The organism is Pseudonocardia xinjiangensis (assembly GCF_050948425.1).
In the GTDB taxonomy this organism is placed as follows: domain Bacteria; phylum Actinomycetota; class Actinomycetes; order Mycobacteriales; family Pseudonocardiaceae; genus Pseudonocardia; species Pseudonocardia xinjiangensis.
In genome coordinates this window covers 3,645,951-3,669,548 of the sequence record NZ_CP192009.1, presented here as the reverse complement: position 1 = coordinate 3,669,548, position 23,598 = coordinate 3,645,951, and the positions used below count along the sequence as shown (strand labels likewise).

Annotated in this window: 19 protein-coding genes; 11 read left to right on the top strand and 8 right to left on the bottom strand. The window is 73.5% G+C overall.

The annotated features are described in order from the left end of the window. Nucleotide 1: 1 nt before the first annotated feature. The gene (locus ACQPZA_RS17245; RefSeq protein ID WP_433282257.1) at nt 2-1,729 is read right to left on the bottom strand and encodes an MFS transporter; all 1,728 of its coding nucleotides are present in this window, start codon (nt 1,727-1,729) and stop codon (nt 2-4) included. A 237-nt stretch (nt 1,730-1,966) separates the two neighbouring features. Here ACQPZA_RS17245 and ACQPZA_RS17240 point away from each other — a divergent pair, with 237 nt between their 5' ends. The 7 genes from ACQPZA_RS17240 (at nt 1,967) to ACQPZA_RS17210 (ending at nt 8,208) form a co-directional block, all read left to right on the top strand. After that, on the top strand, nt 1,967-2,932 hold the full coding sequence (locus tag ACQPZA_RS17240; RefSeq protein ID WP_433282255.1) for a hypothetical protein: 966 nt from the start codon (nt 1,967-1,969) through the stop codon (nt 2,930-2,932). Then, a complete protein-coding gene (locus tag ACQPZA_RS17235; protein ID WP_433282253.1) occupies nt 2,929-3,438 on the top strand; it encodes a phage holin family protein in 510 nt (169 codons plus the stop codon). The genes ACQPZA_RS17240 and ACQPZA_RS17235 overlap by 4 nt, the downstream gene beginning before the upstream one ends. Beyond that, nucleotides 3,435-4,229 (top strand): DUF3618 domain-containing protein, encoded by a 795-nt coding sequence (locus ACQPZA_RS17230; protein ID WP_433282251.1) that lies wholly within the window; start codon nt 3,435-3,437, stop codon nt 4,227-4,229. Before ACQPZA_RS17235 ends, ACQPZA_RS17230 begins: the two co-directional genes overlap by 4 nt. Before the next feature lie 144 nt (nt 4,230-4,373). Further along, complete coding sequence (locus ACQPZA_RS17225) at nt 4,374-5,777, top strand: NAD-dependent succinate-semialdehyde dehydrogenase (RefSeq protein WP_433282249.1); 1,404 nt, start codon at nt 4,374-4,376, stop codon at nt 5,775-5,777. A 105-nt stretch (nt 5,778-5,882) separates the two neighbouring features. Continuing rightward, on the top strand, nt 5,883-6,944 hold the full coding sequence (locus tag ACQPZA_RS17220; protein WP_433282247.1) for an AbrB family transcriptional regulator: 1,062 nt from the start codon (nt 5,883-5,885) through the stop codon (nt 6,942-6,944). 68 nt (nt 6,945-7,012) lie between these two features. After that, complete coding sequence (locus tag ACQPZA_RS17215) at nt 7,013-7,747, top strand: class I SAM-dependent methyltransferase (RefSeq protein ID WP_433282245.1); 735 nt, start codon at nt 7,013-7,015, stop codon at nt 7,745-7,747. 74 nt (nt 7,748-7,821) lie between these two features. Beyond that, nucleotides 7,822-8,208, top strand: coding sequence for a VOC family protein (locus tag ACQPZA_RS17210; RefSeq protein WP_433282244.1), 387 nt, complete (start codon nt 7,822-7,824; stop codon nt 8,206-8,208). Between the two features lie 8 nt (nt 8,209-8,216). On the opposite strand, the gene ACQPZA_RS17205 is transcribed toward ACQPZA_RS17210, so the two are convergent. Further along, complete coding sequence (locus tag ACQPZA_RS17205) at nt 8,217-9,023, bottom strand: SDR family NAD(P)-dependent oxidoreductase (protein WP_433282241.1); 807 nt, start codon at nt 9,021-9,023, stop codon at nt 8,217-8,219. Between the two features lie 149 nt (nt 9,024-9,172). On the opposite strand from ACQPZA_RS17205, the gene ACQPZA_RS17200 reads away from it, so the two are divergent. Then, nucleotides 9,173-9,346 carry a CsbD family protein gene (locus ACQPZA_RS17200; protein WP_169400487.1) on the top strand — a complete coding sequence of 58 codons (174 nt, stop codon included), beginning with the start codon at nt 9,173-9,175 and terminating at the stop codon, nt 9,344-9,346. 117 nt (nt 9,347-9,463) lie between these two features. Here ACQPZA_RS17200 and ACQPZA_RS17195 read toward each other — a convergent pair whose 3' ends face one another. Together ACQPZA_RS17195 and ACQPZA_RS17190 are read right to left on the bottom strand one after the other, a co-directional pair. Further along, nucleotides 9,464-10,003 (bottom strand): response regulator, encoded by a 540-nt coding sequence (locus ACQPZA_RS17195; protein WP_344016551.1) that lies wholly within the window; start codon nt 10,001-10,003, stop codon nt 9,464-9,466. Beyond that, nucleotides 10,000-14,466 carry a HAMP domain-containing protein gene (locus ACQPZA_RS17190; protein WP_433282238.1) on the bottom strand — a complete coding sequence of 1,489 codons (4,467 nt, stop codon included), beginning with the start codon at nt 14,464-14,466 and terminating at the stop codon, nt 10,000-10,002. The genes ACQPZA_RS17195 and ACQPZA_RS17190 overlap by 4 nt, the downstream gene beginning before the upstream one ends. 190 nt (nt 14,467-14,656) lie before the next feature. On the opposite strand from ACQPZA_RS17190, the gene ACQPZA_RS17185 reads away from it, so the two are divergent. After that, nucleotides 14,657-16,771: a SpoIIE family protein phosphatase gene (locus tag ACQPZA_RS17185; RefSeq protein WP_433282237.1), complete on the top strand. Its 2,115-nt coding sequence runs from the start codon at nt 14,657-14,659 to the stop codon at nt 16,769-16,771. Between the two features lie 103 nt (nt 16,772-16,874). Beyond that, nucleotides 16,875-18,404: a GDSL-type esterase/lipase family protein gene (locus tag ACQPZA_RS17180; RefSeq protein WP_433282235.1), complete on the top strand. Its 1,530-nt coding sequence runs from the start codon at nt 16,875-16,877 to the stop codon at nt 18,402-18,404. 6 nt (nt 18,405-18,410) lie between these two features. On the opposite strand, the gene ACQPZA_RS17175 is transcribed toward ACQPZA_RS17180, so the two are convergent. Both ACQPZA_RS17175 and ACQPZA_RS17170 read right to left on the bottom strand, forming a co-directional pair. Further along, nucleotides 18,411-19,094: a hypothetical protein gene (locus ACQPZA_RS17175; RefSeq protein WP_433282234.1), complete on the bottom strand. Its 684-nt coding sequence runs from the start codon at nt 19,092-19,094 to the stop codon at nt 18,411-18,413. An 84-nt stretch (nt 19,095-19,178) separates the two neighbouring features. Continuing rightward, the gene (locus tag ACQPZA_RS17170) at nt 19,179-20,912 is read right to left on the bottom strand and encodes a S8 family peptidase (protein WP_433282232.1); all 1,734 of its coding nucleotides are present in this window, start codon (nt 20,910-20,912) and stop codon (nt 19,179-19,181) included. 138 nt (nt 20,913-21,050) lie between these two features. Between ACQPZA_RS17170 and ACQPZA_RS17165 the strand changes: the two genes are divergently transcribed. Further along, nucleotides 21,051-22,088: a DNA polymerase IV gene (locus ACQPZA_RS17165; protein WP_433282230.1), complete on the top strand. Its 1,038-nt coding sequence runs from the start codon at nt 21,051-21,053 to the stop codon at nt 22,086-22,088. Here the strand turns inward: ACQPZA_RS17165 and ACQPZA_RS17160 are convergent. Further along, the gene (locus tag ACQPZA_RS17160) at nt 22,030-22,833 is read right to left on the bottom strand and encodes a cobalt-precorrin-6A reductase (protein ID WP_433282229.1); all 804 of its coding nucleotides are present in this window, start codon (nt 22,831-22,833) and stop codon (nt 22,030-22,032) included. The two genes, ACQPZA_RS17165 and ACQPZA_RS17160, sit on opposite strands and share 59 nt — an antisense overlap. Next, on the bottom strand, nt 22,830-23,597 hold the full coding sequence (gene cobF, locus ACQPZA_RS17155) for a precorrin-6A synthase (deacetylating) (RefSeq protein WP_169396117.1): 768 nt from the start codon (nt 23,595-23,597) through the stop codon (nt 22,830-22,832). The genes ACQPZA_RS17160 and cobF overlap by 4 nt, the downstream gene beginning before the upstream one ends. Nucleotide 23,598 lies beyond the last annotated feature (1 nt).

Here is a 23,598-nt window from a genome sequence, read left to right as displayed (position 1 = left end):
CTCAGTCGTGGTAGCGGGCCCGCACCCGGCCGGGGGCACCGTCGGAATCGGCAGAGGCGTGGGAGCCGTCGGGGCCGTCCGGGAGGAGGGCGCCCGTGGCGAGCCCGTGGTGCAGGGCGGCGGCGAACCGGCCGGGAGCCCAGTCGTGCGCTCCGGCTCTCGCCTGCAGCTCGGAGCGCTCCAGCGGCCCGGTGCGCAACGCCTCGAGTAGCGCCCCCAGCTCCCGGTCGCGCTCGGGGTCGTCGTCGACCGGGTCCGCGTTGTACGTGCGGGGCCGCGTGGGAGGCGGGGGCACCCGGTCGTGGTCGTGGTCCGCCCCGGCACCGGACGCGCGGGCCGGGCTCGCCGACAGCGGCGCCGCGATGTCCTCCAGCGACCGCCCGGCGGCCTCGACGCCCAGCGCGAGCTCGGCGATCCCGCCGATGATCATCACGGCGGCGCCGATGTAGTAGCCGACGGCCACGCTCCCCGGCCGGCCCGTCGCCACCAGGCTGCTGAACAGCACGGGCCCGACGATGCCGCCCAGGCCGGTGCCCACCGCGTAGAACAGCGCGATGCACATCGCCCTGATCTCCATCGGGAAGATCTCCGACACCGTGAGGTAGGCGGCACTGGCCCCGCAGGAGGCGAGGAAGAAGATGGCGGCCCAGGCACCGGAGAGGGTCCACGCCGACAGCGCGCCCGTCGAGAACAGCCACCCGGTGCCCACGAGGAGCACACCGGACCCGAGGTAGCTGATGCTGATCATCGTGCGCCGTCCGACCGTGTCGAACAGCCGCCCGAGCACCAGCGGCCCGACGAGGCTGCCCAGCGCCAGCGGGATCAGGTAGAGCCCGCTGCTCGCGCTCGGGACCCCGAAGAAGGTGGCCAGCACGAGGGCGAAGGTGAAGTAGACCGCGTTGTAGAGGAACGCCTGGCCGACGAACAGGGCGAGCCCCAGCAGCGTGCGCCGCGGATAGGTGCGCAGCACCGTACGGGCGATCTCGCCGAACCCGGTGCTGCGGCGCTGGCTGACCTCCAGGGTGTCGTGCACCGGTGCGAGCGGCGTCCCCGTCTCCCGCTCGATGGCGCGCTCGATCTCGCCCACCAGCGTCTCGGCCTCGTCGTTGCGGCCGTGGGTGTAGAGCCAGCGGGGGCTCTCGGGCACGTGCCGGCGCACCACCAGGATCGCCAGGCCCAGGACGGCGCCGAGGCCGAACGCCAGCCGCCAGCCGATGTCGGCGGGGAACAGTGCGGGATCGAGCAGCAGCAGCGTGAGGGCCGCGCCGACCGCCGCCCCTCCCCAGTACGACCCGTTGACGGCGAGCGACACCCTGGCGCGGATGCGGGCCGGGACGAGCTCGTCGATCGCGGAGTTGATCGCGGCGTACTCCCCGCCGATGCCCGCTCCCGTCAGGAAGCGCATGAGCAGGAAGAACCAGGCGTCGAAGGAGAACGCGGTGGCGGTCGTGGCCGCGAGGTAGAGCCCGAGCGTCACGAGGAACAGCTTCTTGCGACCGAGGCGGTCGGTGAGATGACCGAAGACCAGGGAACCGATCACCGCGCCCGCTACGTACATCGAGGCCGCCAGACCCACCTGCGTCTCCGACAGCGCCAGCCCGCTGTCGGGTTCGGTGAGCCGCTCGGCGAGCGCCCCGACGATCGTGACCTCGATGCCGTCGAGGATCCAGACGGTGCCGAGGCCGAGCAGGACCAGCCAGTGCCAGCGTGACCACGGGAGGCGGTCCATCCGGGCCGGAACGTCCGTCCGTACCGTGCCCGCCCCCGTCATGTCGGCGGATTGCCTCTCCCCCGTGCCACCGAAACGTGGCCAACGGCACGCGCGGACCACCGGTTCGGCGTAGCCCGCGCAGCGGGCCGGACGTCGATGGTCCGAACGGTCCGAATCAGCCGATCGGTGGTTGCGCCGCGACACGCCGGGTAGGCGTGCCGGTATCGACGTCCCACATACGACAGGAGCTGCTCGATGACTCAGCAGACGAGCGGACGCCCGCCGGTAGGGGCCACCGGTTCGGGAACCGAAACCTCGACGACCCAGGTCGCCCGGGACGAGGCGGCCCAGGTGGGCCGCACGGGCACCGAGGCAGGCAAACACGTCGCCGGCACCGCTGCGCAACAGGCGGGAGAGGTCGCCGAGGAGGCCCGCCGTCAGGCGCGGGACCTCTTCGGTGAGGTCCGCGGACAGGCCGCCGAGCAGGCCCGCAACGGACAGCAGAAGGCGACCGACGGGCTGCGAGCCCTCGCCGACGAGCTGCACCAGATGGCCGAGAGCGGCGGTCAGCAGGGCACGGCCTCCGAGCTTGCGAGGCAGGCTGCCGAGCGGGTCAGCGGTGCTGCCGACTGGCTCGGCCGCCGGGAGCCCGGCGACCTGCTCGACGAGGTGCGCGGGCTGGCCCGGCGCCGCCCGGGAGCGTTCCTGGTCGGCGCGGCCATCGCCGGGGTACTGGCCGGACGGCTGACCCGCGGTGCGGTCGACGCGAACCGCAACACCGGCCCCACGGACGGGGCTGCGCCGTATCCCGGCGCGTCCCATCCCGATGCCCCGTATCCCGCTGCCGGCCCGCCCCCTGGGTACCCGGCCGCGCCGCCTGCGCCGTCCTATCCCCCGCCCCCCGTGGGCGGAGGCTACGGACCGCCGCTCGGCGGTCCCGGCGGCGCACCGCCGCCCCCGGCGCCCGGTGGCTACCCGGCTCCCGGCGGCCCGCCTCCCGGCGGACCGGGTGGCTACCCGGCTCCCGGCGGCCCGCCCGCCGGCGGCGGCTACCCCGCTCCGTCCGGTCCGGGCGTGCCCCCCACGGTGCCGCCCGCACCCGCACCGCGCTCGAGCGCGACGACGGTCGGTGAGTACGTCGAGGACGTGGAGCGCGGCACCACCGCAGGTCACGACGGTCCCCGGTACCCGGGCGACCCGCAGCAGGGGCAGTCGCGATGACCGCCCCGACTCCGCCGACCGGCACCGCGGGCGCATTTCCGCCGCCGGCCGGAGTGCACCCCGACGCCGGACGCCACGCATCGGGCACCACCGGGGTCGGCTCGCCGGCACCCGACGTGGCCGGTGTGCCCGTCGGCGAGCTGGTCGGCAACGTCACCCGCGACCTGTCGACGCTCATGCGTCAGGAGCTGGCGCTCGCCCAGGCCGAGCTCAAGCAGGAGGCCACGAAGACCGGCAAGGCGGCCGGAGCCTTCAGCGGCGCCGCACTGGCGGGCTACTTCGTCCTGCTGTTCCTGTCGATCGCCGCCTGGGCCGGTCTGTCGAACGTGATGGACGCCGGCTGGGCCGGGCTCATCGTCGCGGCGGTGTGGGCGGTGATCGCCGCGGTGCTCTACACGACCGGCCGCAGCAAGTTCCGTGAGGTGCACCCCAAGCCGGAACGCACCGTCGACACCCTCAGCAACGTTCCCGACGCCCTCAAGGGCCACCGAGGAGACACGCCGTGACCGAGAACTACGGAACCCGCGAGAACTACGGGCTGAGCGGACAGCCGGCCCCCGGCACCGGCGCGGCCGTCAACACCGACGACCCCGACCAGATCCGCCGGGAGATCGAGCGCACGCAGGCGAACCTGAGCACGAACGTCGACGCTCTCACCGAGAAGGTGACACCGGGGCGCATCGTCGAACGTCGCGTGGAGCGGGTCCGCGGCACCGCGGGCCGCTGGAAGGACAAGGTGATGGGCAGCAACCCCCTTCAGTCGAGCACCGGGAGCGGCTGGGGAGGGCAGGGCGGCGGCGTGCGCGACACCGCGGGCCAGGTGGCCGGCTCGGTCTCCGGCAGCGCGTCCACGGCGGCGTCGAGCGTGTCCGACACGGCCTCGTCGGCGGCGTCGACCGTCTCCGACGCGGCGTCGACGGCGGCCGGCGCCGTGGCGGATGCGCCACACGCCCTGCGTCAGCAGACCCAGGGCAACCCGCTCGCCGCGGGGCTCATCGCCTTCGGCGCCGGGTGGCTGATCTCCTCGCTGCTCCCGGCCAGCAGGCGCGAGCAGGAGCTGGCGAGCCAGGCGAAGGACCGGGCGGGCCAGCCGGTGGCGGAGGCGGCCAAGCAGGTGGCGGCCGAGGTGAAGGACAACCTCGCGCAGCCCGCGCAGGAGGCCGTCGAGTCGGTGCGGTCCACCGCCACCGACGCCGGCCGGACCGTCGCCGAGGAAGGCCGCGCCGCGGCCGAACGGGTGCAGGGCCAGGCCCAGGACTCGGTCGGCAACGTGCGGCAGAACGCGTCACCGAGCTGACGGGTACGCCCGCGCAGCGCCACGACGCCACCCCTCGACGGGCCCCGTTCCCACCCGGGAACGGGGCCGGTCGTCGGGTCCGCGCGTCGGGTCCGCGCGCCGGGTCCGGGGGTTGTCCGTGGGGCGGCGCGGGTAGATCAGGGCATGGCCATCGCAACCACCAACCCGGCGACCGGAGAGACGGTCCGCGAGTTCGATGAGCTGTCCGCCGACCAGGTGCAGGAGAAGCTGCAGCGGGCCGCGGACGCGTTCCGCAGCTGGCGGCGGACCACCTTCGCCGAGCGGGCGCGGCTGCTCGGGCGCGCCGCCGACATCCTCGACGCCGAGTCCGACGAGCTCGGCCGCATCGCGACGCTGGAGGTCGGCAAGACCTTCGCCTCGTCCGTCGCGGAGGTACAGAAGTGCGCCAAGGGGTGCCGCTGGTATGCCGAGCACGCCGAGCAGATCCTGGCCGACGTCCCCCGCGAGGTGCCGAGCGGGCAGGGAGCGAGGATCTTCACCCGCTACGAGCCGGTGGGACCGGTACTGGCGGTCATGCCGTGGAACTTCCCGTACTGGCAGGTGTTCCGGTTCGCCGCCCCCGCGCTCATGGCGGGCAACGTCGGGCTGCTCAAGCACGCCTCGAACGTTCCCCAGGTGGCGCTGGCGATCGAGGACGTCCTGCGGCGGGCCGGCCTGCCCGACGGCGTGTTCCAGACGCTCCTCGTGGGCTCGGGGGCGATCGAGGCGATCATCGAGGACCCCCGGGTCCGGGCCGTGACGCTCACCGGCAGCGAGGGCGCGGGCCGGCAGGTCGGCGCGGTGGCGGGTCGCGCCATCAAGCCCAGCGTGCTCGAGCTCGGCGGCAGCGACGCGTTCATCGTGATGCCCTCGGCGGACCTCGACGACGCGATCGGCAACGCCGTCGTCTCCCGGACCCTCAACAACGGTCAGTCCTGCATCAACGCGAAGCGCTTCATCGTGCACACCGACGTCGCCGACGAGTTCGAGCGCCGGCTGGTGGAGCGGATGGAGGCACTCACCGTCGGCGACCCGATGAACGATGACACCGACCTCGGGCCCCTCGCCTCCCCCGACGGCGTCGAGACTCTCCACCAGCAGGTCAACAACACGGTCGCCGCCGGGGCGCGGCTGCTCACCGGGGGCAAGCCGCTCGACCGGCCGGGCAGCTTCTACCCGCCCACGGTGCTCGCCGACATCCCGGAGGGGTCCCCGGGGCATCGGGAGGAGTTCTTCGGGCCGGTCGCGCTGCTCTGGCGGGCGCGTGACGCCGACGACGCCATTCGCATCGCCAACGACTCCTCGTTCGGCCTCGGGGACAGCGCGTGGACCCGGGACCCGGCCGAGCAGGAGCGGTTCGTCACCGAGGTCGAGACCGGGATGATCTACATCAACAAGTTCACGGAGTCGACGCCGGAGATCCCGTTCGGCGGGGTGAAGGACTCCGGCTACGGCCGCGAGCTCGCCGAGTTCGGCCCGCGCGCGTTCGTCAACGCGAAGACGGTGTGGATCGCAGGCGCCGAGCAGTCCGGCGGCGGCGTGGAGTAGCCCGGACCGCTCCCCCCTCCCGGGCTGTTCTTCTCGTCACTGGGGGTGCATGTCGGCGTCGCCCGGGATGCGCCCGAAGCCACCGGTGACCGAGGATCGTCCCCGATGAGATCGCGCGGGTGGGCACGCTGGGCACTGCTGGTTGCGCTCACCGCGGTGGTGACCGCCGGGATGGCGGTGGCGGCGGTGCCGTCCCCCGCCCTGTTCGCCGGGCTGATCGTCGCCACCGGGCTCGCGTTGGCCGGCTGGGCACCCGCCCGGGTCTCGCGCTCGGCCACCACGCTGGCCCAGGCGGTGATCGGGGTGGTCATCGGCGTGCTCGCGCAGCCCTCCACGCTCACCGGGCTCGCCGCCGACTGGCTGCCGGTGCTGCTGGTGAGCGTGGGCACGCTCGCCCTCAGCATGGGTGCCGGCCTGCTCCTCGGGCTGCGTCCCGGGGTCACGCCGCTGACCGGGATGCTCGCGCTCACCGCGGGTGGCGCGTCCGGACTGGTCGCGATCAGCCGCGATCTCGGCGGTGACGACCGGGTCGTGGCCGTCGTGCAGTACCTGAGGGTCGGCCTGGTCACCGCGTCGATGCCGATCGTGGCGGCGCTGGTGTTCGGGGCGTCCGCCACGACGGCGGCGGGCACGGACACCGGGGGGCCGCCGTGGTTCGTCGACGTCGGGTTCCTGGTGCTCTGCGCCGCTGCCGGGCTCGCACTGGCCCACGTCACGCGGGTTCCGGCCGGCGGGCTGCTGGGCCCGATGGCGGTGGCGATCGCCCTGAACCTGGCGGGGTGGTCGTTCGGGGCGACCCCGCCCACGCTGGTCGTCGAGGTCGCGTACGCCGTGATCGGGTGGCAGGCGGGCGTGCGGTTCACCCGGGAGAGCCTGCGCATGGTCGTCGGGGTGCTGCCGCTGGCCACCGCCCTGATCGTCGCCGTGATCGTCGCCTGCGCGGGCCTCGGGCTGCTCCTGGCGCACCTCACGGGAGCCACCCCGCTGGAGGCCTACCTCGCGACCACGCCGGGCGGGGTCTACGCGGTGCTGGCCACGGCGGTGTCCGCGGGCGCCGACGCGACCTTCGTGGTGGCCGTGCAGGTGCTGCGGCTGATCGCCATGCTGCTGGTGGCCCCGGCGCTGGCCCGGCTGGTGGGCCGGCGCGGCGAGGCGCAGTCCCCCTGACGCCACCATCCGCACGACCGTCCGAAATCGCTGGACGAACACCCCGTACGTGCGGTCAGGTCTGCGCCATGAGCACCTCGGAGATCTTCTGGCAGGCGCACGACGGCCTGCCCCGGCAGGCGCCGGGGTCGGCGGCCACCGCCCGCCTGCTGCTGCGGCTGGCCGCTCCGGTGGCGCACCGGCCACGCGTGGTCGACATCGGCTGCGGCACCGGACCGGCGAGCCTGCTGCTGGCCGAGGAGATCGGCGCCGAGGTCGTGGCCGTCGACCTCCACGAACCGTTCCTCGAGCGACTGCGGGCCGACGCGGCGGCAGCGGGCCTCGCCGACCGGGTGCGTCCCCTCGTCGCCCCGATGCAGGACCTGCCGCTGCCGGACGGCTCGGCCGACCTCCTGTGGGCCGAGGGATCGGCCTACAACATGGGCTTCGACGAGGCGCTGGCCGCGTGGCGGCGCCTACTCGCGCCCGGCGGCGTGCTGGTGCTCACCGAGTGCGAGTGGACCACCGCCGAACCGGCCGCCGGGGCCCGCGCGTTCTGGGACGCGGACTACCCCGGCATGCGCCGCACCGACGCCAACGTCCGAGCCGCCCAGGAGGCCGGCTGGACCGTTGCGGCCACGTACCTGCTGCCCGACTCCGACTGGGCGGCCTACTACGACCCGCTCGCCGCGCGGGTCGAGGCGCTGCGGAGCCAGGGGGTCGACCCGGCGGTCCTGCACGAGGTGGCGGGGTGGGAGATCGACGTCCGGCGCACGTACGGCGCCGACTACGGCTACACGGCCTACGTCCTGCGCCCCCGCTGACACCCCTCCCCCGATTGCGGCCCTCCCGCTCCACCCCGCCCGGAATGTCGGGGGCGCCCGCTACCGTCCCGGGCATGACGACCGTTACCACCGGAATCGCCACGCTGAGCGCCATCGCCCTCGACTGCCGTGACCCACGGGCCCTGGCCGAGTTCTACAGCGCCCTGTCCGGCGCTCCCATCGAGCGGTCCGACGACGACTGGGTGCAGCTCGCCGCCCAGGGCGGCGTCGCGCTCGCCTTCCAGCGGGCCCCCGGCCACGTGCCGCCGCAGTGGCCGGGCGACGAGCTGCCGCAGCAGATCCACCTCGACTTCGACGTGCCCGACCTCGATGCGGCCGAGCCGCAGGTGCTGGCGATCGGTGCCCGCAAGCACGAGCACCAGCCGGGCAAGTACTTCCGGGTCTACCTCGACCCCGCCGGCCACCCGTTCTGTCTCTGCCTCGCCGGCGTCACCGAGTAGGGCTGCCGCTACCCGGCCAGGCGCATCGTCGTGTCGGTGCCGCGGGGCACGCGGCGCTGCTCACGGCCCCGTCCCACGAGCCGGGCCATCGACCGCAGGGTCCGCTTCGGCAGCTCCAGCGTCGCGACCACGGCCCGGTAGACCAGGCCGGGCGTGGAGAGGGTCCGTTCGCGGGCGAGGTCGGCGAGGCAGCGGTCCACCGCCATCTGCGGGTCCAGCCACAGCGCGGAGCGGCCCTGCTTCACGTGGCCGGGCTCGTCGGAGCGCAGGCGCCCGGGGCACAGGGCGATCACCTGCACGCCGGTCCCCGGCAGGGTGGCGGCCACGGTGTCGGTGAACGCGAGCACCCACGCCTTCGTCGCGCCGTACGCCGACCCGCGGGCCGCGAGGTAGCCGGCGAAGCTGGCGACGTTCACCACGGCACCGTCGCCGCGCCTGATCATGGCCGGCAGCACGGCGCGGGTCAGCCGGAGCACCGCGGTGACGTTGAGGTCGATCTCCTCCTGGAGGTCGTGCACGTCCACGTCCACGAACTCGCCGTCGCTCTCCACCCCGGCGTTGTTCACGAGGAGGTCCACGGGCCGGGTCCCGTCGGTGAGCCGGCGTTGCACGGCAACCAGCCCCGCCGGTTCGGTGAGGTCCGCGGCCAGCACCTCCACCGACACCCCGTGGTCGCGGCGATGCGCCGCGGCCACCTGCTCGAGGCGGTGGCGGTCCCTGGCGACCAGCACCAGGTCATAGCCGTCCGCGGCCAGGCGACAGGCGAAGGCCGCGCCCAGTCCGGCGCTACCCCCCGTGACGAGTGCAGTGGGCATGACCCCGAACGTACGAACGGTTTCTGAGGCCGAGCTGAGGATCGCGCCCGGAAAGTCCCGGTCGGAGGCCGAGGTGTGTGGGATCACCGCTCACGGGGTAGGCCTGGGAGGCATCGATGCTGCGCGCATCTGACGAACGGAGGGTCACCATGGGTACGGACGACAAGATCGACAACAAGGCCGAGGAGCTCAAGGGCAAGGCCAAGGAGAAGGTCGGCAAGGCCACCGACGATCCGGGCCTCGAGGCCGAGGGCCACGGCGACCAGGCGAAGGGCAACCTCAAGCAGGCCGGCGAGAAGGTCAAGGACGCCTTCAAGAGCTGACCCCTCCGCAGGCAGTGCTCACTGCCGCAGGGCCCGGCCACTCCCTCGAGTGGCTGGGCCCGCGCCATGTGCAGGCGCCGGCGTACGCAGTGCCGCGGTCGCCCGGCGCGCTCCGGCCTACCGCACCCGGGCCGAGCGCACGGACGCAAGCCGGTCCCGAGCCCGCTCAGCCGCGTTGGGTTCGCTCCCGTCGAGCAGCTCCAGCGCGTCGTCCACGGCAGCCCGTAGCGTTCCGCACTCCGCCGCGCGCTCGGCCAGCTGGCTGTGCATCGTCCACAGGTCGACGAACACGGTGACCTTGGACCGCAGCACCCACGGGTCGAACGGCTTGGTGATGTAGTCGACCGCACCGGCCTGGTACCCGCGGAACGCCAGGTGCGGGTCGTAGTCGACGGCGGTGAGGAACAGGATCGGGATGTGGCGCGTGCGCTCGCGCTGCTTGACGTGGCCCGCGGTCTCGAAGCCGTCCATGCCGGGCATGTGGGCGTCGAGCAGGATCACCGCGTAGTCCTCCACCAGCAGCCGCTTCAGGGCGTCCTCGCCGCTGGTGACCGACACGATCTCGATGGGCAGCCCTTCGAGGATCGCCTGCAACGCCAGCAGGTTGTCGCGACGGTCGTCCACGGCCAGCACCCTGGCCACCTGCCTCACGCTCATTCCACCGACCCCCCAGCTCTGCCCCGCGAGCCCACGGCTCCCCCGTCGGTCGCCGCCGAGCCCGCTCGCGGCCGCACCCACTCCGCCATCAGGGACAGCAGCGCGTCGAGATCCACCGGCTTGGTGACGTACTCGGTGGCCCCGGCCGCCAGGCTGGACTCGCGGTCACCGGGCATGGCCTTGGCGGTGAGGAACACGACGGGCAGCTCGCGTCCCTGCGGCAGGGCACGGATCCGCCGCGTCGTCTCGTTGCCGTCGATGTCGGGCATCATCGCGTCCATCAGGACGACGTCCACCTCGGGGTGCTGGGTGAGCAGCCGGATGCCGTCGGTGCCGTTGTCGGCGTACAGCACCGTCAGCCCGTGCAGCTCCAGCGCGCTGGTCAGCGCGAACACGTTGCGCACGTCGTCGTCGACGATCAGGACGGTGACGCCGGCCAGCTCCGGGGTGGAGCGGCCGCCCGCCGGGGCGCCCGGGGTGGTGCGCAGGATCGGGTTGGCCAGGGGGGCCGGAGCGGGCCGGTCGAGGGAGGGCAGGTCCGGGAACCGGCGGGGCAGCATCCGGGCCGCGGCCGCCGTGACGGGCGGGAGCTCGTCGGGCAGCAGCAGGGTGAACACGGAGCCCTCGTCGACCTCGGAGGTCACCTCGATCTTGCCGCCCAGCATGCGGGCCAGCTCCTTGGAGATCGAGAGCCCGAGCCCGGTGCCCCCGTACTTGCGGCTCGTGGTGCCGTCGGCCTGCTGGAAGGCCTCGAAGATCATGTCGAGCTTCCCGCGGGGGATGCCGATGCCCGTGTCGCGGACGGCGAAGGCGATCACCGACCGGGCCGAGTCGAGGGCCGGCACCCCGTGCAGGGTGCCGGTCGGAGCCACCACGATGGACAGCTCGACGTAGCCGGAGTCGGTGAACTTGACGGCGTTGGCGAGCAGGTTGCGCAGGATCTGCTGCAGCCGCTGGGCGTCGCTGATGATCGCGGCGGGCAGGTCGGGATCGGTCCTGACGCGCAGCTCCAGGCCCTTGTCCTCGGCCTGCGGCCGGAACGCCTGCTCGACGTAGCCGCGTACCTCGGTGAGGTCCACCGGTGCCGGGTCGACGTCGACCCGGCCGGCCTCGATCTTCGACAGGTCGAGGATGTCGTCGATCAGGCGCAGCAGGTCGGAGCCCGCGCTGTGGATCGTGCTCGCGAACTCGATCTGCTTGTCGGTGAGGTTGTTGTTCGGGTTGTCGGCGAGCAGGCGCGAGAGCAGCAGCAGCGAGTTGAGCGGGGTACGCAGCTCGTGGCTCATGTTCGCCAGGAACTCCGACTTGTACTGGCTGGCCAGCGCGAGCTGCTGGGCCTTCTCCTCGACGCCACGGCGGGCGGCGTCGATCTCCATGTTCTTGATCTCGACGTTGCGGTTCTGCTCGGAGAGCTGCTCGGCCTTCTCCTCCAGCTCGGCGTTGGCCCGCTGGAGCTCCGCCGACTGGTCCTGCAGCTCCATCGCCAGGCCCTGGGACTGGGACAGCAGCTCCTCGGTGCGCCGGTTGGCGCGGATGGTGGTGATCGCGACGCCGATCGTGGCGACGAGACGCTCGAGGAACATCAGGTGCAGCGTCGAGAAGGGCGTGACGGATCCCAGCTCGATCACGCCGAGGCACTCCCCCTCGAACTGGACGGGGAGCACGACCACGGCACGGGGCGCCGCGGTGCCCACGCCGGAGCGGATCGGGAGGTAGTCGGGCGGGACGTCCTCGATGCGGACCACCTGCCGCGTGGCGGCGGCCTGCCCGACGAGGCCCTCCCCGGAGGCGAAGGACATCGGTGGGTCACCCGGGACGGTGGCGTACCCACCACTCATCACCCACCGGGCGCCGCCGGCGGGACGCACGGGATCGGCGGCGAGGAAGAACGCCCCCACCTGTGCGTTCACCAGCGGCGCGACCTCGTTCATGATCATCCGGCAGACCTCACCGAGGTCGCGCTGGCCCTGCAGCAGCCCGCCGATGCGGGCGAGGTTGGAGTCGAGCCAGTTCTGGGCGGCGTTCTCCTCCGTGGTCTCGCGCAGCGCCACGATCATCTGGTTGATGTTGTCCTTGAGCTCGGCGACCTCCCCGAACGCGGCCACCTTGATCTGCTGGGTCAGGTCGCCGCTGGCCACCGAGGTGGACACTGCCGCGATCGCCCGCAGCTGCGTGGTGAGGGTCGAGGCGAGCTGGTTGACGTTCTCCGTGAGGTCGCGCCACGTGCCCGACACCCCGCGCACCTGTGCCTGGCCGCCGAGCTTGCCCTCCGTGCCCACCTCGCGCGCCACGCGCGTGACCTCGTCGGCAAAGCTCGACAGCTGGTCCACCATCGTGTTCACCGTCGACTTCAGCTCGAGGATCTCCCCCCGAGCATCGACGGTGATCTTCTGCGACAGATCACCCCGCGCCACCGCCGTGGTCACCTGCGCGATGTTGCGCACCTGCGCGGTCAGGTTCCCCGCCAGCTGGTTCACGTTCTCCGTCAGGTCCCGCCAGGTGCCCGCGACGCCCTTGACCTCGGCCTGGCCACCGAGCTTGCCCTCGATGCCGACCTCACGCGCCACGCGCGTGACCTCGTCGGCGAAGCTCGACAGCTGGTCCACCATCGTGTTCACCGTCGACTTCAGCTCGAGGATCTCCCCCCGGGCATCGACGGTGATCTTCTGCGACAGGTCGCCCTGGGCCACGGCGGTGGTGACCTGCGCGATGTTGCGCACCTGCGCGGTCAGGTTGCCCGCCAGCTGGTTGACGTTCTCCGTGAGGTCCCGCCAGGTACCGGCGACCCCCTTGACCTCCGCCTGGCCACCCAGCTTGCCCTCGGTACCGACCTCGCGCGCCACGCGCGTGACCTCGTCGGCGAACGACGAGAGCTGGTCGACCATCGTGTTGACCGTCGACTTCAGCTCGAGGATCTCCCCCCGGGCATCGACGGTGATCTTCTGCGACAGGTCGCCCCGCGCCACCGCCGTGGTGACCTGCGCGATGTTGCGCACCTGGCCGGTCAGGTTCGACGCCATGTAGTTCACGTTGTCGGTGAGGTCGCGCCAGGTGCCGGCCACGTCCTCGACCTCGGCCTGCCCGCCGAGCTTGCCCTCCGTGCCCACCTCGCGCGCCACGCGCGTGACCTCGTCGGCAAAGCTCGACAGCTGGTCCACCATCGTGTTCACCGTCGACTTCAGCTCGAGGATCTCCCCCCGAGCATCGACGGTGATCTTCTGCGACAGATCACCCCGCGCCACCGCCGTGGTCACCTGCGCGATGTTGCGCACCTGCGCGGTCAGGTTCCCCGCCAGCTGGTTCACGTTCTCCGTCAGGTCTCGCCAGGTACCCGAGACGTTGGGCACCGCGGCCTGCCCACCGAGCTTGCCCTCGGTACCGACCTCACGGGCCACGCGGGTGACCTCGTCGGCGAAGCTCGACAGCTGGTCGACCATCGTGTTGACCGTCGACTTCAGCTCGAGGATCTCCCCCCGGGCATCGACGGTGATCTTCTGCGACAGGTCACCCGTGGCGACGGCGGTGGCGACCTGGGCGATACCGCGCACCTGCGCGGTGAGGTTGGCCGCCATCAGGTTCACCGCGTCGGTGAGGTTCTTCCAGGTGCCGGCGACGTTGGGCACCGCGGCCTGGCCACCGAGGCGGCCGTCGGTGCCCACCTCCCGCGCCACCCGCGTGACCTCGTCGGCGAACAGCCGCAGGGTGGAGGTGAGCGCGTTGATCGTGTCGGCGAGCTCGGCGACCTCGCCACGGGCGTTCACCGTGATCGTGCGCGACAGGTCGCCCTGGGCGATCGCCGTGGCCGCGGACGATATCGAGCGCACCTGGTTGGTGAGGTTGCTGGCCATCGTGTTGACCGAGTCGGTGAGCGCCCGCCAGGTGCCGGCGACACCCCGCACGTCGGCCTGACCGCCGAGGCGGCCGTCGGTGCCGACCTCCCGCGCCACCCGCGTGACCTCGTCGGCGAAGCTCGACAGCTGGTCGACCATCGTGTTGACGGTGCGGCCGATCCGCCGGAACTCCCCGCGCAGCGGGCGGCCCTCGATCTCGAGCGCCATGTGCTGGGAGAGATCGCCCTCCGCGACGGCCTCGATCACCCGCGCGATCTCGGCGGTGGGCGCCGCGAGGTCGTCGATCAGCGCGTTGACCGCCTGCACCCCGGTGGCCCACGACCCGTCGTAGGACTCCTCGTTGAGCCGGTCGGACATCCGGCCCTCACGGCCGACCACCCGGCTGATCCGCAGCAGGTCCCGGTTGCGCCGCTCCTGCAGCGCAGCCATCTCGTTGAACTCGTCGACGACCTCACCCGCGAGGCCCTGCCGTCGCGGCAACCGCACCTGGAAGCGGCCGAGCCGCACCTCGTGCAGAGCCTCCGCCAGCTCCGCCAGCAGGCCGCTGTCGTCGGCCGCGGCGGACTCCCCGGTCTCCTGGACCTCGGCGCTCTGGGGCCGTGTGGTGGTCATGACCGCCGTCCTCCCATGCTCGGACCGGCGAACGGGCACCGGCGCGCCCCACGGCACCGGCCGCGGCCGCCGCAGGACCAGACCCTAGTCGATCCTCCCGCGTCGATCCCCCCGCGTCGATCCTCCGCGTCGATCGCTCCGTCGATCCGCTGCGCTAGGGACGGCGGCGCGAGCGCGCGCGAGGCCGACAGTGCACACTGCAGCCGTGCCCGTTCAGCTCGAGCGGCGGACAAGGCTGCCGCCGGACGCCCGATCAGCCGGTCGAGCGCGGCGCATGCTCCAGGAAGCCCTGCGCGATCTCGACGTTCCCACCAGCGAGAACGGCGACGGTGGCGACCTGGTCGACACGGTCGTGCTGCTGGCCAGCGAGCTGTGCGAGAACGCCGTGCTGCACGCCGGCACGGAGTTCGAGGTGGCACTGACCGTCACCGAGGACGAGGTCACGGTCGCCGTCACCGACCGGGGGGCCGGACCGCTCGAGCTGCACCTGGCCCAACCCCGGCAGCGCTACGGCCGCGCGGCCAGCCACGGCCGGGGGCTCGCCCTCGTCCAGCGCCTCGCCACGACATGGGGCACCCGCCACGAGTCCGACGGCCGCCACATCATCTGGTTCTCCGTCAGCCGGGGCAGCGTTCCGGTGGCCCCCGCCATTCCGGCCGCTCCCCCGGACACCGAACGCGTGTGGAGCACCGCCGAGCAGGCCCGCTGGCTGCTGCACGTACCGGCCGCGCTGGGCGACCGGCTGGAACCGGTGGAGCTGGTGGCCGAGCTGGTCCGCAGGCTCCGCGAACTGCTCGACGCCGACTCCGTCGACGTCAAGGTCGACGAGGGCGACGGCACCGGCGCGCGGGAGGTCGCCCGCGACGGTGCCGGGCACGGCGGGGGGCACGCGGTCGAGGTCCGCCTGCCGATGACGGCGCCGCTGCGCGGCGTCCTGCGGGTGGTGCACCGGCTGACCGTGCACCCCGCGGGCGTCGACGCCGACCGCACGCGCGACCTCACCGAGCTGATCGCCGCGCGGATCGCGATGGCCGTCGAGTCCGACTGGCTGCGGGGGGTGGACCAGCGCAGGCGGGCCTGGATGACCTACCTGGCCGAGACCAGCGAGCTGCTCGGCCAGTCCCTGGACGTCGACCTGGCCGTCGCGGTGGTCCCGCAGGTCGTCGTGCCCCGCCTCGGCCGGTGGTGCGCCGTGCACCTCGTGGAGCCCTCCGGCCGGCTCCGGCTGGCCGCGCTCACCCATGCCGACGAGACCAAGCTCCCCGAGCTGCGGTCGGTCCTCGACCCGGACGCCACCCCGGGCCTGCCCGCCGAGCTGCGGGCCCGGTTCGCCGAGCTGGGCCGCGACGGCTCCGCCCCGGTGCGCTTCGCCGTCCCCACCGACGGCATCGCGCTGCCCCTGCGCGCCCGGGGCCGCACCATCGGCACGCTGCTGGTGGGCCGCCCCGACGGGCGCCCGCACAGCCCCGAGGACATCGTGATGGCGGGCGACATCGCCCGCCGCGCGGCGCTGACGATCCACAACGCCCAGAGCACCGGCGCCCACGTCGCCGTGTCGCAGGCACTGCAGCAGGCGCTGCTCCCCCGGGCGCTGCCGGTGGTGCCCGGCGTCGACTTCGCGGCCGAGTACCTCCCGGCGAGCACGGGCAGCGACGTCGGCGGCGACTTCTACGACGTCCTCACCGTCGACCCCTCGCACTGGCTGGTGTCGATCGGCGACGTCTGCGGCAAGGGTGCCCGCGCGGCGGCCCGCACCGGTCTCGTCCGGGACGTCCTGCGGGTGCTCGTGCGGGACGACCGGCCGCTGCCGCGAGCCATCGAGATGCTCAACGAGGTGATGATCGAGGCGGGCGACCCCCTGCAGTTCTGCACGCTCGCCGCAGCGATGGTCAGCAGGCGACGGCCGACCGGGGTCGACCCGTCGGGCCGCAGCGCGCACACCGGCCTCGACGTCGAACTCGTGCTCGCCGGGCACGTCCAGCCGGTGCTGGTGCGGGCCGACGGCACCGCCGAGCTCATCGGGCAGTTCGGCACGGCGGTCGGGCTGCTTCCCAGCGTCCGCCTGACGTGCACGCCGCACCGCCTCGGACCCGGCGACACGCTGCTGGTCTACACCGACGGCGTCACCGAACGCCGCCGCGGCCGCGAGCAGTTCGGCGCCGAGCGCCTGCTCGAGGTCGCGAAGGGCGTGGCCGGCCGGCCCGCACGGCAGGTCGTCGCGGCCGTCCGGGAGGCCGTGGAGGTCTTCTCCGCCGACCCGCTCGACGACGACGTGGCACTGCTGGCCGTCCGCGCTGCGCTCTGACCGGCGGCGGCCGGCCCCCGCCCTGCCGGATATGTCCACTCTTGCCACCCATGGGTTCCGTCGAGGGCCGTCGTCACGCATCCTGGTGGTCGCAACGCAGACGGTGACGACGAACAGACGGCGACGACGACCGGACGGAGGCGGAGCACTGGACAGCGAGCCCGGCAGGCGCACCGTGCTCCGGGAGCTCCGTTCGTGGCCGACGCTGTTGCTGGTGCTGTTCTGCCTCGGTGTCGGTGTCCCGATCACGGTGGCGCTCACCCCGGCGCAGGACCTCGTCGTCTTCGGGCAGCACATCTCCGTGGGCGCCCGGCCCCCGCAGCTGTCCGTCGCCGGTCCCGCGCAGCTCGTCCAGGTCGGCAACACCGAGCTGGACGTGGACCGGCTGCGCGTCTACGGGCCGCTGCGCCCGCAGCTGACCATGGGCCCGGTGCAGCGCAGCGAGGCAGCCGCCGCGGTGTTCGACCCGGCTGAGGGGCCGAAGGCGCGCGACGACGCCGTCTCGGCGGTCACCACGGGGTTCGCCACCTGGTACGTCCTCGGCGGGCTCGGGCTGGTCGCCTTCACGCTCGCGGCCGCCGCGGGCGCGGCGGGCCTGCGGACACTCGTCGTCCTGCGCCGGCAGGGCCGCGAGACCGGCGGCCACGCTCCGCTGCACGAGATCGTGGCTTACTGCGTGCGCGCCGCCCGCCGGATGACCGCGATCGCGGTGGTCGCCTCCGTGGTGGCCTGGGGTGTCTCCGGGGTGCTCGCCTACGCCGGAGCGGCACAGGGGCTGCGCGGGGTCTCCTCCCTCGCCCAGCTGGTGGGCGCCTACCACCTCAGCCCCGACCCGGTCGGGCCGCTGGTCAGCGGCTACGAGGGCGCGGTGATCGGCGACTCGCGTGCCGTCCGCGTCGGCGGACCGCCGCTGCCCGGCGGTACCCCCGACGACGTCGCCTGCGAACGCAGCACCGACTCGCTCGCCGCCGAGGTCGGCCACCTGGCCTCGGCGAACGTGCTGAACCTCGCCTGCCCGAGCGCCACCGTCACCACGGGGCTGCGCGGGCCGCAGGAACGTGGTGACCGGCTCGTCCCCGCCCAGATCGGCGTGCTCAAGCAGGTGCTCGACCTGCGCTTCGTCGTGGTCGCCATCGGGCCCAACGACGTGGGCTGGACCGACTTCCTGCGCTACTGCTACGGCGTGCCCGACTGCGGGGACCAGCTCACCCAGGGCGAGTTCGACTACCGGATGGCGGCGTTCGACCGCGTGTACGGCGACCTGCTCGTCGACCTCAACGACCTGCCCGGCCACCCGCAGGTCATCGTGCTGACCTCCTACGGGGCGTTCCCGCCGGACGCCGACTGCGCCGACACCCGCGCTGCGGGCTACCCGGGCCTGGACGCGGCCAAGATCGAGCTGCTGACCACCCGCAACGACCAGCTCAACTCGGTGCTCAGCGCCGGAGCGGAGAAGTACGGCTTCGCGGTGGCCCGCCCCGAGCTCGGGCTGCTGTGCGAGGACGGGACCGACGGCCTGGGGCCGGACCTGCAGGGCATGGCCGACCCCTTCCCGTTCCACCCCACGGGGATCGGGTCGCTCCGGATGGCGTCGTCGGTGGTGCGGCTGATCGAGCCCGCGCCCACTCGCTGACCAGGCTCACCCCACGCCCGGGGTGCCGGCGAGCGCCCGTGCCTCCCGCAGCGTCCGGCGCCGCACCCCGACCGCCACCCCGACCACGACCAACGACAGGAACGGGCTGGGGAAGCCGAGCGCGGTGCCCACGGCGATGTCGGCGGCGGGAGCCAGCACAGCGGCCGCGAAGACCCAGGGCGCCGCGGTCGGGAGACGCACCGGACGACCGGTGCGTCGATCCCGGGACCAGCGGGTCTTCCCACCCGGCTTGACCACCGACAGCCACGCCTGGAACGCGATTGCCGAGGCCATCGCCACGGTGCCCAGGACCAGCGCAGGCGGCGGACCCTCATCCGGTGCGTCGCTCGTCGTGTCGAGCGCGGGCGAGAGCAGAAAGACGCCGGCGTAGAGCTGCACGAGCGTTATCGCGAACTTGGCGAGCACCCAACGGTGGTGGGTCAGGCCCCATTGCGTGCCGAGCCCCAACATGATCCCCGTCGCCGCCGAGGCGTTTCCGAGCGGGGCGAGCAGCGCGACATCGAGATAGCGCGCCATCGCCGTCGCTCCGGCCGCCGTCGCCGGGTTCGGGGCCGTCGCGGCGAGGAGGAGCAGCGCGAAGAGCACCAGTGCCAACGTCATCCAGCCCACTGATGTCAGCACGTGCAGCCAGACGGTCATCTGCCGCCAGCGTCGGGAGTTGCTCGCCATGGTCGCGATCATCGAGGAGCGCGGCGGAGGAGGGCTCCGGGAGAACCCCGGAATCATCCCGGGGTTCCCCATTGATCAGCCGGATCAGCTCGCGTCGGAGCTCACCGCGGCCAGCGCGTCGACGATGCCGCGCCCGTAGTGCCCGTTGGCGTTCCCGTCGCCGGTGCACGGAGCGTCGAACTCCGGGGACCTGCCCTCCCGGACGTAGGACACGACCGGCGCGGGGCAGGGCGTGGGAGTGGCCGAGCGCAGCAGCACGCGCTCCACCTCGTCGGGTGGCATCGTCAGCGTCCCCGGGTGCCGGGGGTCCGGGGTGCCGAACGCGCTCACCACGAGCGCGGCGACCCCGCTGACCTGTGGCGAGGCCATCGACGTTCCCTGCAGGTAGGCGTAGTAGCCGCAGCCCCCCGGCCCGCACGACCGGAGCACCCCGCCCGCGGTGCCCACCGGGGTGACCGCGCCTGCCGCGTCGACCGCGCCCTTCGCGACCAGCGCGCTGCGCGGGTACGTGGACAGCACCAGGTTCTCGACGCGCTGGAAGTCCGGGGTGCCGAACCCGTCCTGGAGCCAGCCGCCCGGCGCGGCCAGTGCGGTCTGCTCCAGGCCGTAGTTCGAGTAGTCCGCCTTCACCCCCGACGGACCGACGGCCGACACCCCGAGCACGTGCGGGCCCTCCACCGGCAGGCTGAGGCAGGTGGCGTTGTCGATCGTGCGCGGGTACGCGGCGGCGGCCGGGTAGTCGGGGCTGGAGCGGTCGGCACGCGGCGTGCCGAGGTCCTCGTGGTTGTTGCCGAGCGACCCCACCAGCGTGACGCCCCTGGCGTGCGCGTACTCGAGCGCCCGGCCGACCGCCTCGACCGTGGTGCGCTGCTCGATCCGGGCCTCGGGCGGGTCGGCGGGGTTGTCGAGGCAGTTGTAGAGCCACGGGTCGACGTAGAACGACATGTTGATCACGTCGAGGCCCACGTCGGCGCCGTAGGTCAGCGCGTCGACCACGGGCTGCAGGAACAGCAGGCCGGCGTCCTGCCCACCGCGGATGTTCACCAGGCGCACCCCCGGCGCGACCCCGGACAGGCCCGCCCCGTCGGCCGCGGCGGCCACGATCCCCGCCACATGGGTTCCGTGGCCCGAGTCGTCGTGGCCGACCGGGTCGACGCATCCTGCGAACTCGCACGGGCCGTCCAGGTCGGCGCCCGTCGAGTCCTGCGGGACGTCGGTGACGAAGTTGCGCGACAGCTCCGCGTCGAAGTTCGGGGCGATGTCGGGGTGGGTGGCGTCGATCCCGCTGTCGAGGATGCCCACCTGCACCCGCCGGTCCCCCGGCTCGACCGAGCGGGCCGCGGCCGCCTCGATCATCGTGTGGCCCCACAGCTTCGTGTCCAGCGGGTCGAGCCCCGACGGCCCCTCTTCCCGGGCAGGACCTTCCTGGGCAGGCGCGGGAACCCCGGCGAGCTCGGGCGCCACGCCGGGCACCGCGACGGTCGAACCGACCGGCCGGGCGCGAGCCGCCCCGAACACCGCGTCGGCTGCCGTGACCCGCTCCACGAACCCCGTGGCAGGCGCCTGGGCCACCAGGGCTCCGACGGCGGCGTTCTCCCGCGTCACCTGCCCGCCCGCCGCCCGGACCGCCGCCTCGCCCGCCGCGCGGACGGCGGCGTCGCCGGTGCTCGTGAGCAGGACGGTGTACTCGACCGACCCGGCGGCCCCGGCCCTCACGGGCGCGGCCTCCACCGGAGCGACGGCGGCAACCGGAGCGAACGTGGCCACCGCGGCGCAGACGAGGAGGACGCCGACGCCCAGCACGCGCAGGTTCTTCACACCGATCTCCCGGAGCCACCGCCCCCGGAGCAGGACGAGTGCCGACGACCCTAGGCCATCCGGACGCGCCGTCCCATCCTCGGCGGGAACGCCGGTCGGGGGAACGCCGGACGGGGCTCGGCCCGGCACACTGGCCGCGTGGCCTCGTGGGTGCTGCACGTCGATCTCGACCAGTTCATCGCCGCGGTCGAGATCCTGCGCCGTCCCGAGCTCGCCGGGCTGCCCGTCGTGGTCGGGGGGAAGGGCGATCCGACGCAGCGCGCGGTGGTCGCGACGGCGTCGTACGAGGCCCGCGCGCACGGGGTGCGTTCCGGGCTCCCCCTGCGCACGGCGGCGAAGCGCTGCCCGGACGCCGTGTTCCTGCCCGCCGACAACCCCCACTACGAGGAGGTGTCCGAGGAGGTCATGGCGACGCTGCGCGGGTTCCCCGACGTGGTGGTCGAGGTGATGGGCTGGGACGAGGCGTTCGTCGGCGCGCAGACCGACCAGCCCGAGGCGCTCGCCCGGGGGATCCGGGCGGCGGTGCTGGCGCGGACCCGCCTGTCGTGCTCCGTCGGGATCGGCGACAACATGCTGCGCGCCAAGCTCGCCACGGAGTTCGCGAAGCCCGGCGCGGGCGACGGGGTGTTCCGGCTGACCGCGTCGAACTGGGACGAGGTCATGGCCCACCGGCCGACCAGCGCGCTGTGGGGCATCGGCACCAAGACCGCCCGCAAGCTGGCCGACCGCGGCATCCACACCGTCGCGGAGCTCGCCGCCGCCGACCCGGCCGCTCTCGCCGCCGATCTCGGTCCCGCCCTCGGACCCTGGTACGTGCAGCTCGGGCGCGGGATCGGGCGAGCCACGGTGGAGGGAACGCCGTGGGTGCCGCGCTCACGCAGCCACGAGACGACCTTCCAGGAGAACCTCACCGGCTGGGACGACGTCCGCGCCGAGGTCGCCACGCTGGCCCGGCGCGTGGCCACCGACATCGGCGAGGAGGGCCGCCCGGCCGCGCGCGTGGCCGTCAAGGTGCGGTTCGCGCCCTTCTCCACCTACACCCGCAGCGCCACCCTCGATGCGCCCACGCAGGATGCCGAGGTCCTCGTGGCCGCCGCGCTCGACGTGCTCGAGAAGTTCACGTCCCGGCGTCCGGTGCGGCTGCTCGGGGTGCGGGCGGAGTTCCCCCGGGAGTGACCCGGCCCTCCTGGGCTGCCGCCTCCAGCCAGGTCACGGCCTCCTCGACGGTGACAACCGCGGGCACGTCCGGGGCGGGCGGGCGGTCGAGCAGCACGACGGGCACACCCAGCTCCCGCGCGGCGACCAGCTTGGCCGCGGTCATCTCGCCGCCGCTGTCGCGGGTGACCAGCACGTCGATGCGGTGCTCGCGCAGCAGCTCGCGTTCGGAGTCGGCGGTGAACGGCCCCCGGCCGAGCACCACGTGGCACCGGGCCGGCAGGGGCGCCAGCGGCGGGTCGACGCAGCGGAGCAGGAACCAGAGCCGGTCGAGCGCGGCGAACGCGGCGAGATCGCCGTGTCCCGTGGTCAGGAAGACCCGCTCCCCCAGTGCGGGCAGCAGCGCGGCGGCAGCCGCGGCGTCGGGGACCCGGTGCCAGCGGTCCCCCGGTCCCGCGGTCCAGCCCGGGCGACGCAAGCTGAGCAGCGGCACACCGGTGGCGGTGGTGGCCGCCACCGCGTTGGCGGACATCCCGGCGGCGAAGGGATGGGTGGCGTCGACGACGGCGTCGGTCCCGTTGCTGCGCAGCCACGCCACCAGGCCGTCGACGCCGCCGAACCCGCCGATCCGGACGTCACCCGGCGGGAGCGCCGGCACCGCCACGCGCCCGGCCAACGAGGAGGTGACCGTGAACCCGGGGCGCCCGTGCAGGGCGGCGACGAGCCGGCGGGCCTGCCCGGTGCCGCCGAGCACGAGCACCTTCACCGGTCCCGCCGCCGCAGGAGGTAGGTGTCCATGATCCAGCCCTTGCGCTCGCGCCACTCGGCCCGGATCCGCACGATCTCCGCCTTGACCTCCTGCAGGTCGCCGTGCACGAGCACCTCGTCCGCCGTGCCGACGTAAGCGCCCCAGTAGATGTCGAGGTCGGTGTCGGGAAGCGCGGCGAAGGCGTTGCGCGCATCGAGCATGACGACGACGTCGTCCATGCCGGCAGGCAGTCCCTCGTCGGCCAGCCTGCGCCCGGTGGTGACCGCGAACGGCCTGCCGACCCGGTTGAGGATCACCCGATGGCGCGCCGCGAGCGCCTGCACGCTGCTGATCCCGGGGATCGACTCCACCGCGAACGCGACGGCGCCCCGCCCGGCGATCCGGTCGAGGATGCGCAGCGTGCCGTCGTAGATCGCGGGGTCACCCCACACGAGGAAGGCACCGCAGCCGTCGGCGTCGAGCTCGTCGGTGATCATCCGCTCGTAGATCGACTCGCGCCGGTCCTGCCAGTCGACGACGGCCGACTCGTACCGGCCAGGCGCCGCGGCCCGGTCGCGGTGCGGGTCGCCCGCCGCCACCACCCGGTGCGGCCGCGTGACGTGGCGCTCCAGGAGCTCGGAGCGCAGCCGCGCCAGGTCGTCCTTGTCGTCGCCCTTGTCGATGGTGAAGAAGACGTCGACCCGGTTCATCGCCGCCACCGCCTGCAGCGTGAGGTGCTCGGGATCGCCCGCGCCGATACCGATGACGTAGACCGTGCGCACG

Bases quoted from the DNA above. Each gene is read 5' to 3' on its own strand.
- ACQPZA_RS17220 (WP_433282247.1), top strand. From the start codon at position 5,883: ATGAGATCGCGCGGGTGGGCACGCTGGGCACTGCTGGTTGCGCTCACC.
- ACQPZA_RS17175 (WP_433282234.1), bottom strand. From the start codon at position 19,094: ATGGCGAGCAACTCCCGACGCTGGCGGCAGATGACCGTCTGGCTGCAC.
- ACQPZA_RS17200 (WP_169400487.1), top strand. From the start codon at position 9,173: ATGGGTACGGACGACAAGATCGACAACAAGGCCGAGGAGCTCAAGGGC.
- ACQPZA_RS17245 (WP_433282257.1), bottom strand. From the start codon at position 1,729: ATGGACCGCCTCCCGTGGTCACGCTGGCACTGGCTGGTCCTGCTCGGC.
- ACQPZA_RS17205 (WP_433282241.1), bottom strand. From the start codon at position 9,023: ATGCCCACTGCACTCGTCACGGGGGGTAGCGCCGGACTGGGCGCGGCC.
- ACQPZA_RS17235 (WP_433282253.1), top strand. From the start codon at position 2,929: ATGACCGCCCCGACTCCGCCGACCGGCACCGCGGGCGCATTTCCGCCG.
- ACQPZA_RS17210 (WP_433282244.1), top strand. From the start codon at position 7,822: ATGACGACCGTTACCACCGGAATCGCCACGCTGAGCGCCATCGCCCTC.
- ACQPZA_RS17215 (WP_433282245.1), top strand. From the start codon at position 7,013: ATGAGCACCTCGGAGATCTTCTGGCAGGCGCACGACGGCCTGCCCCGG.
- ACQPZA_RS17195 (WP_344016551.1), bottom strand. From the start codon at position 10,003: ATGAGCGTGAGGCAGGTGGCCAGGGTGCTGGCCGTGGACGACCGTCGC.
- ACQPZA_RS17190 (WP_433282238.1), bottom strand. From the start codon at position 14,466: ATGACCACCACACGGCCCCAGAGCGCCGAGGTCCAGGAGACCGGGGAG.
- ACQPZA_RS17240 (WP_433282255.1), top strand. From the start codon at position 1,967: ATGACTCAGCAGACGAGCGGACGCCCGCCGGTAGGGGCCACCGGTTCG.
- ACQPZA_RS17225 (WP_433282249.1), top strand. From the start codon at position 4,374: ATGGCCATCGCAACCACCAACCCGGCGACCGGAGAGACGGTCCGCGAG.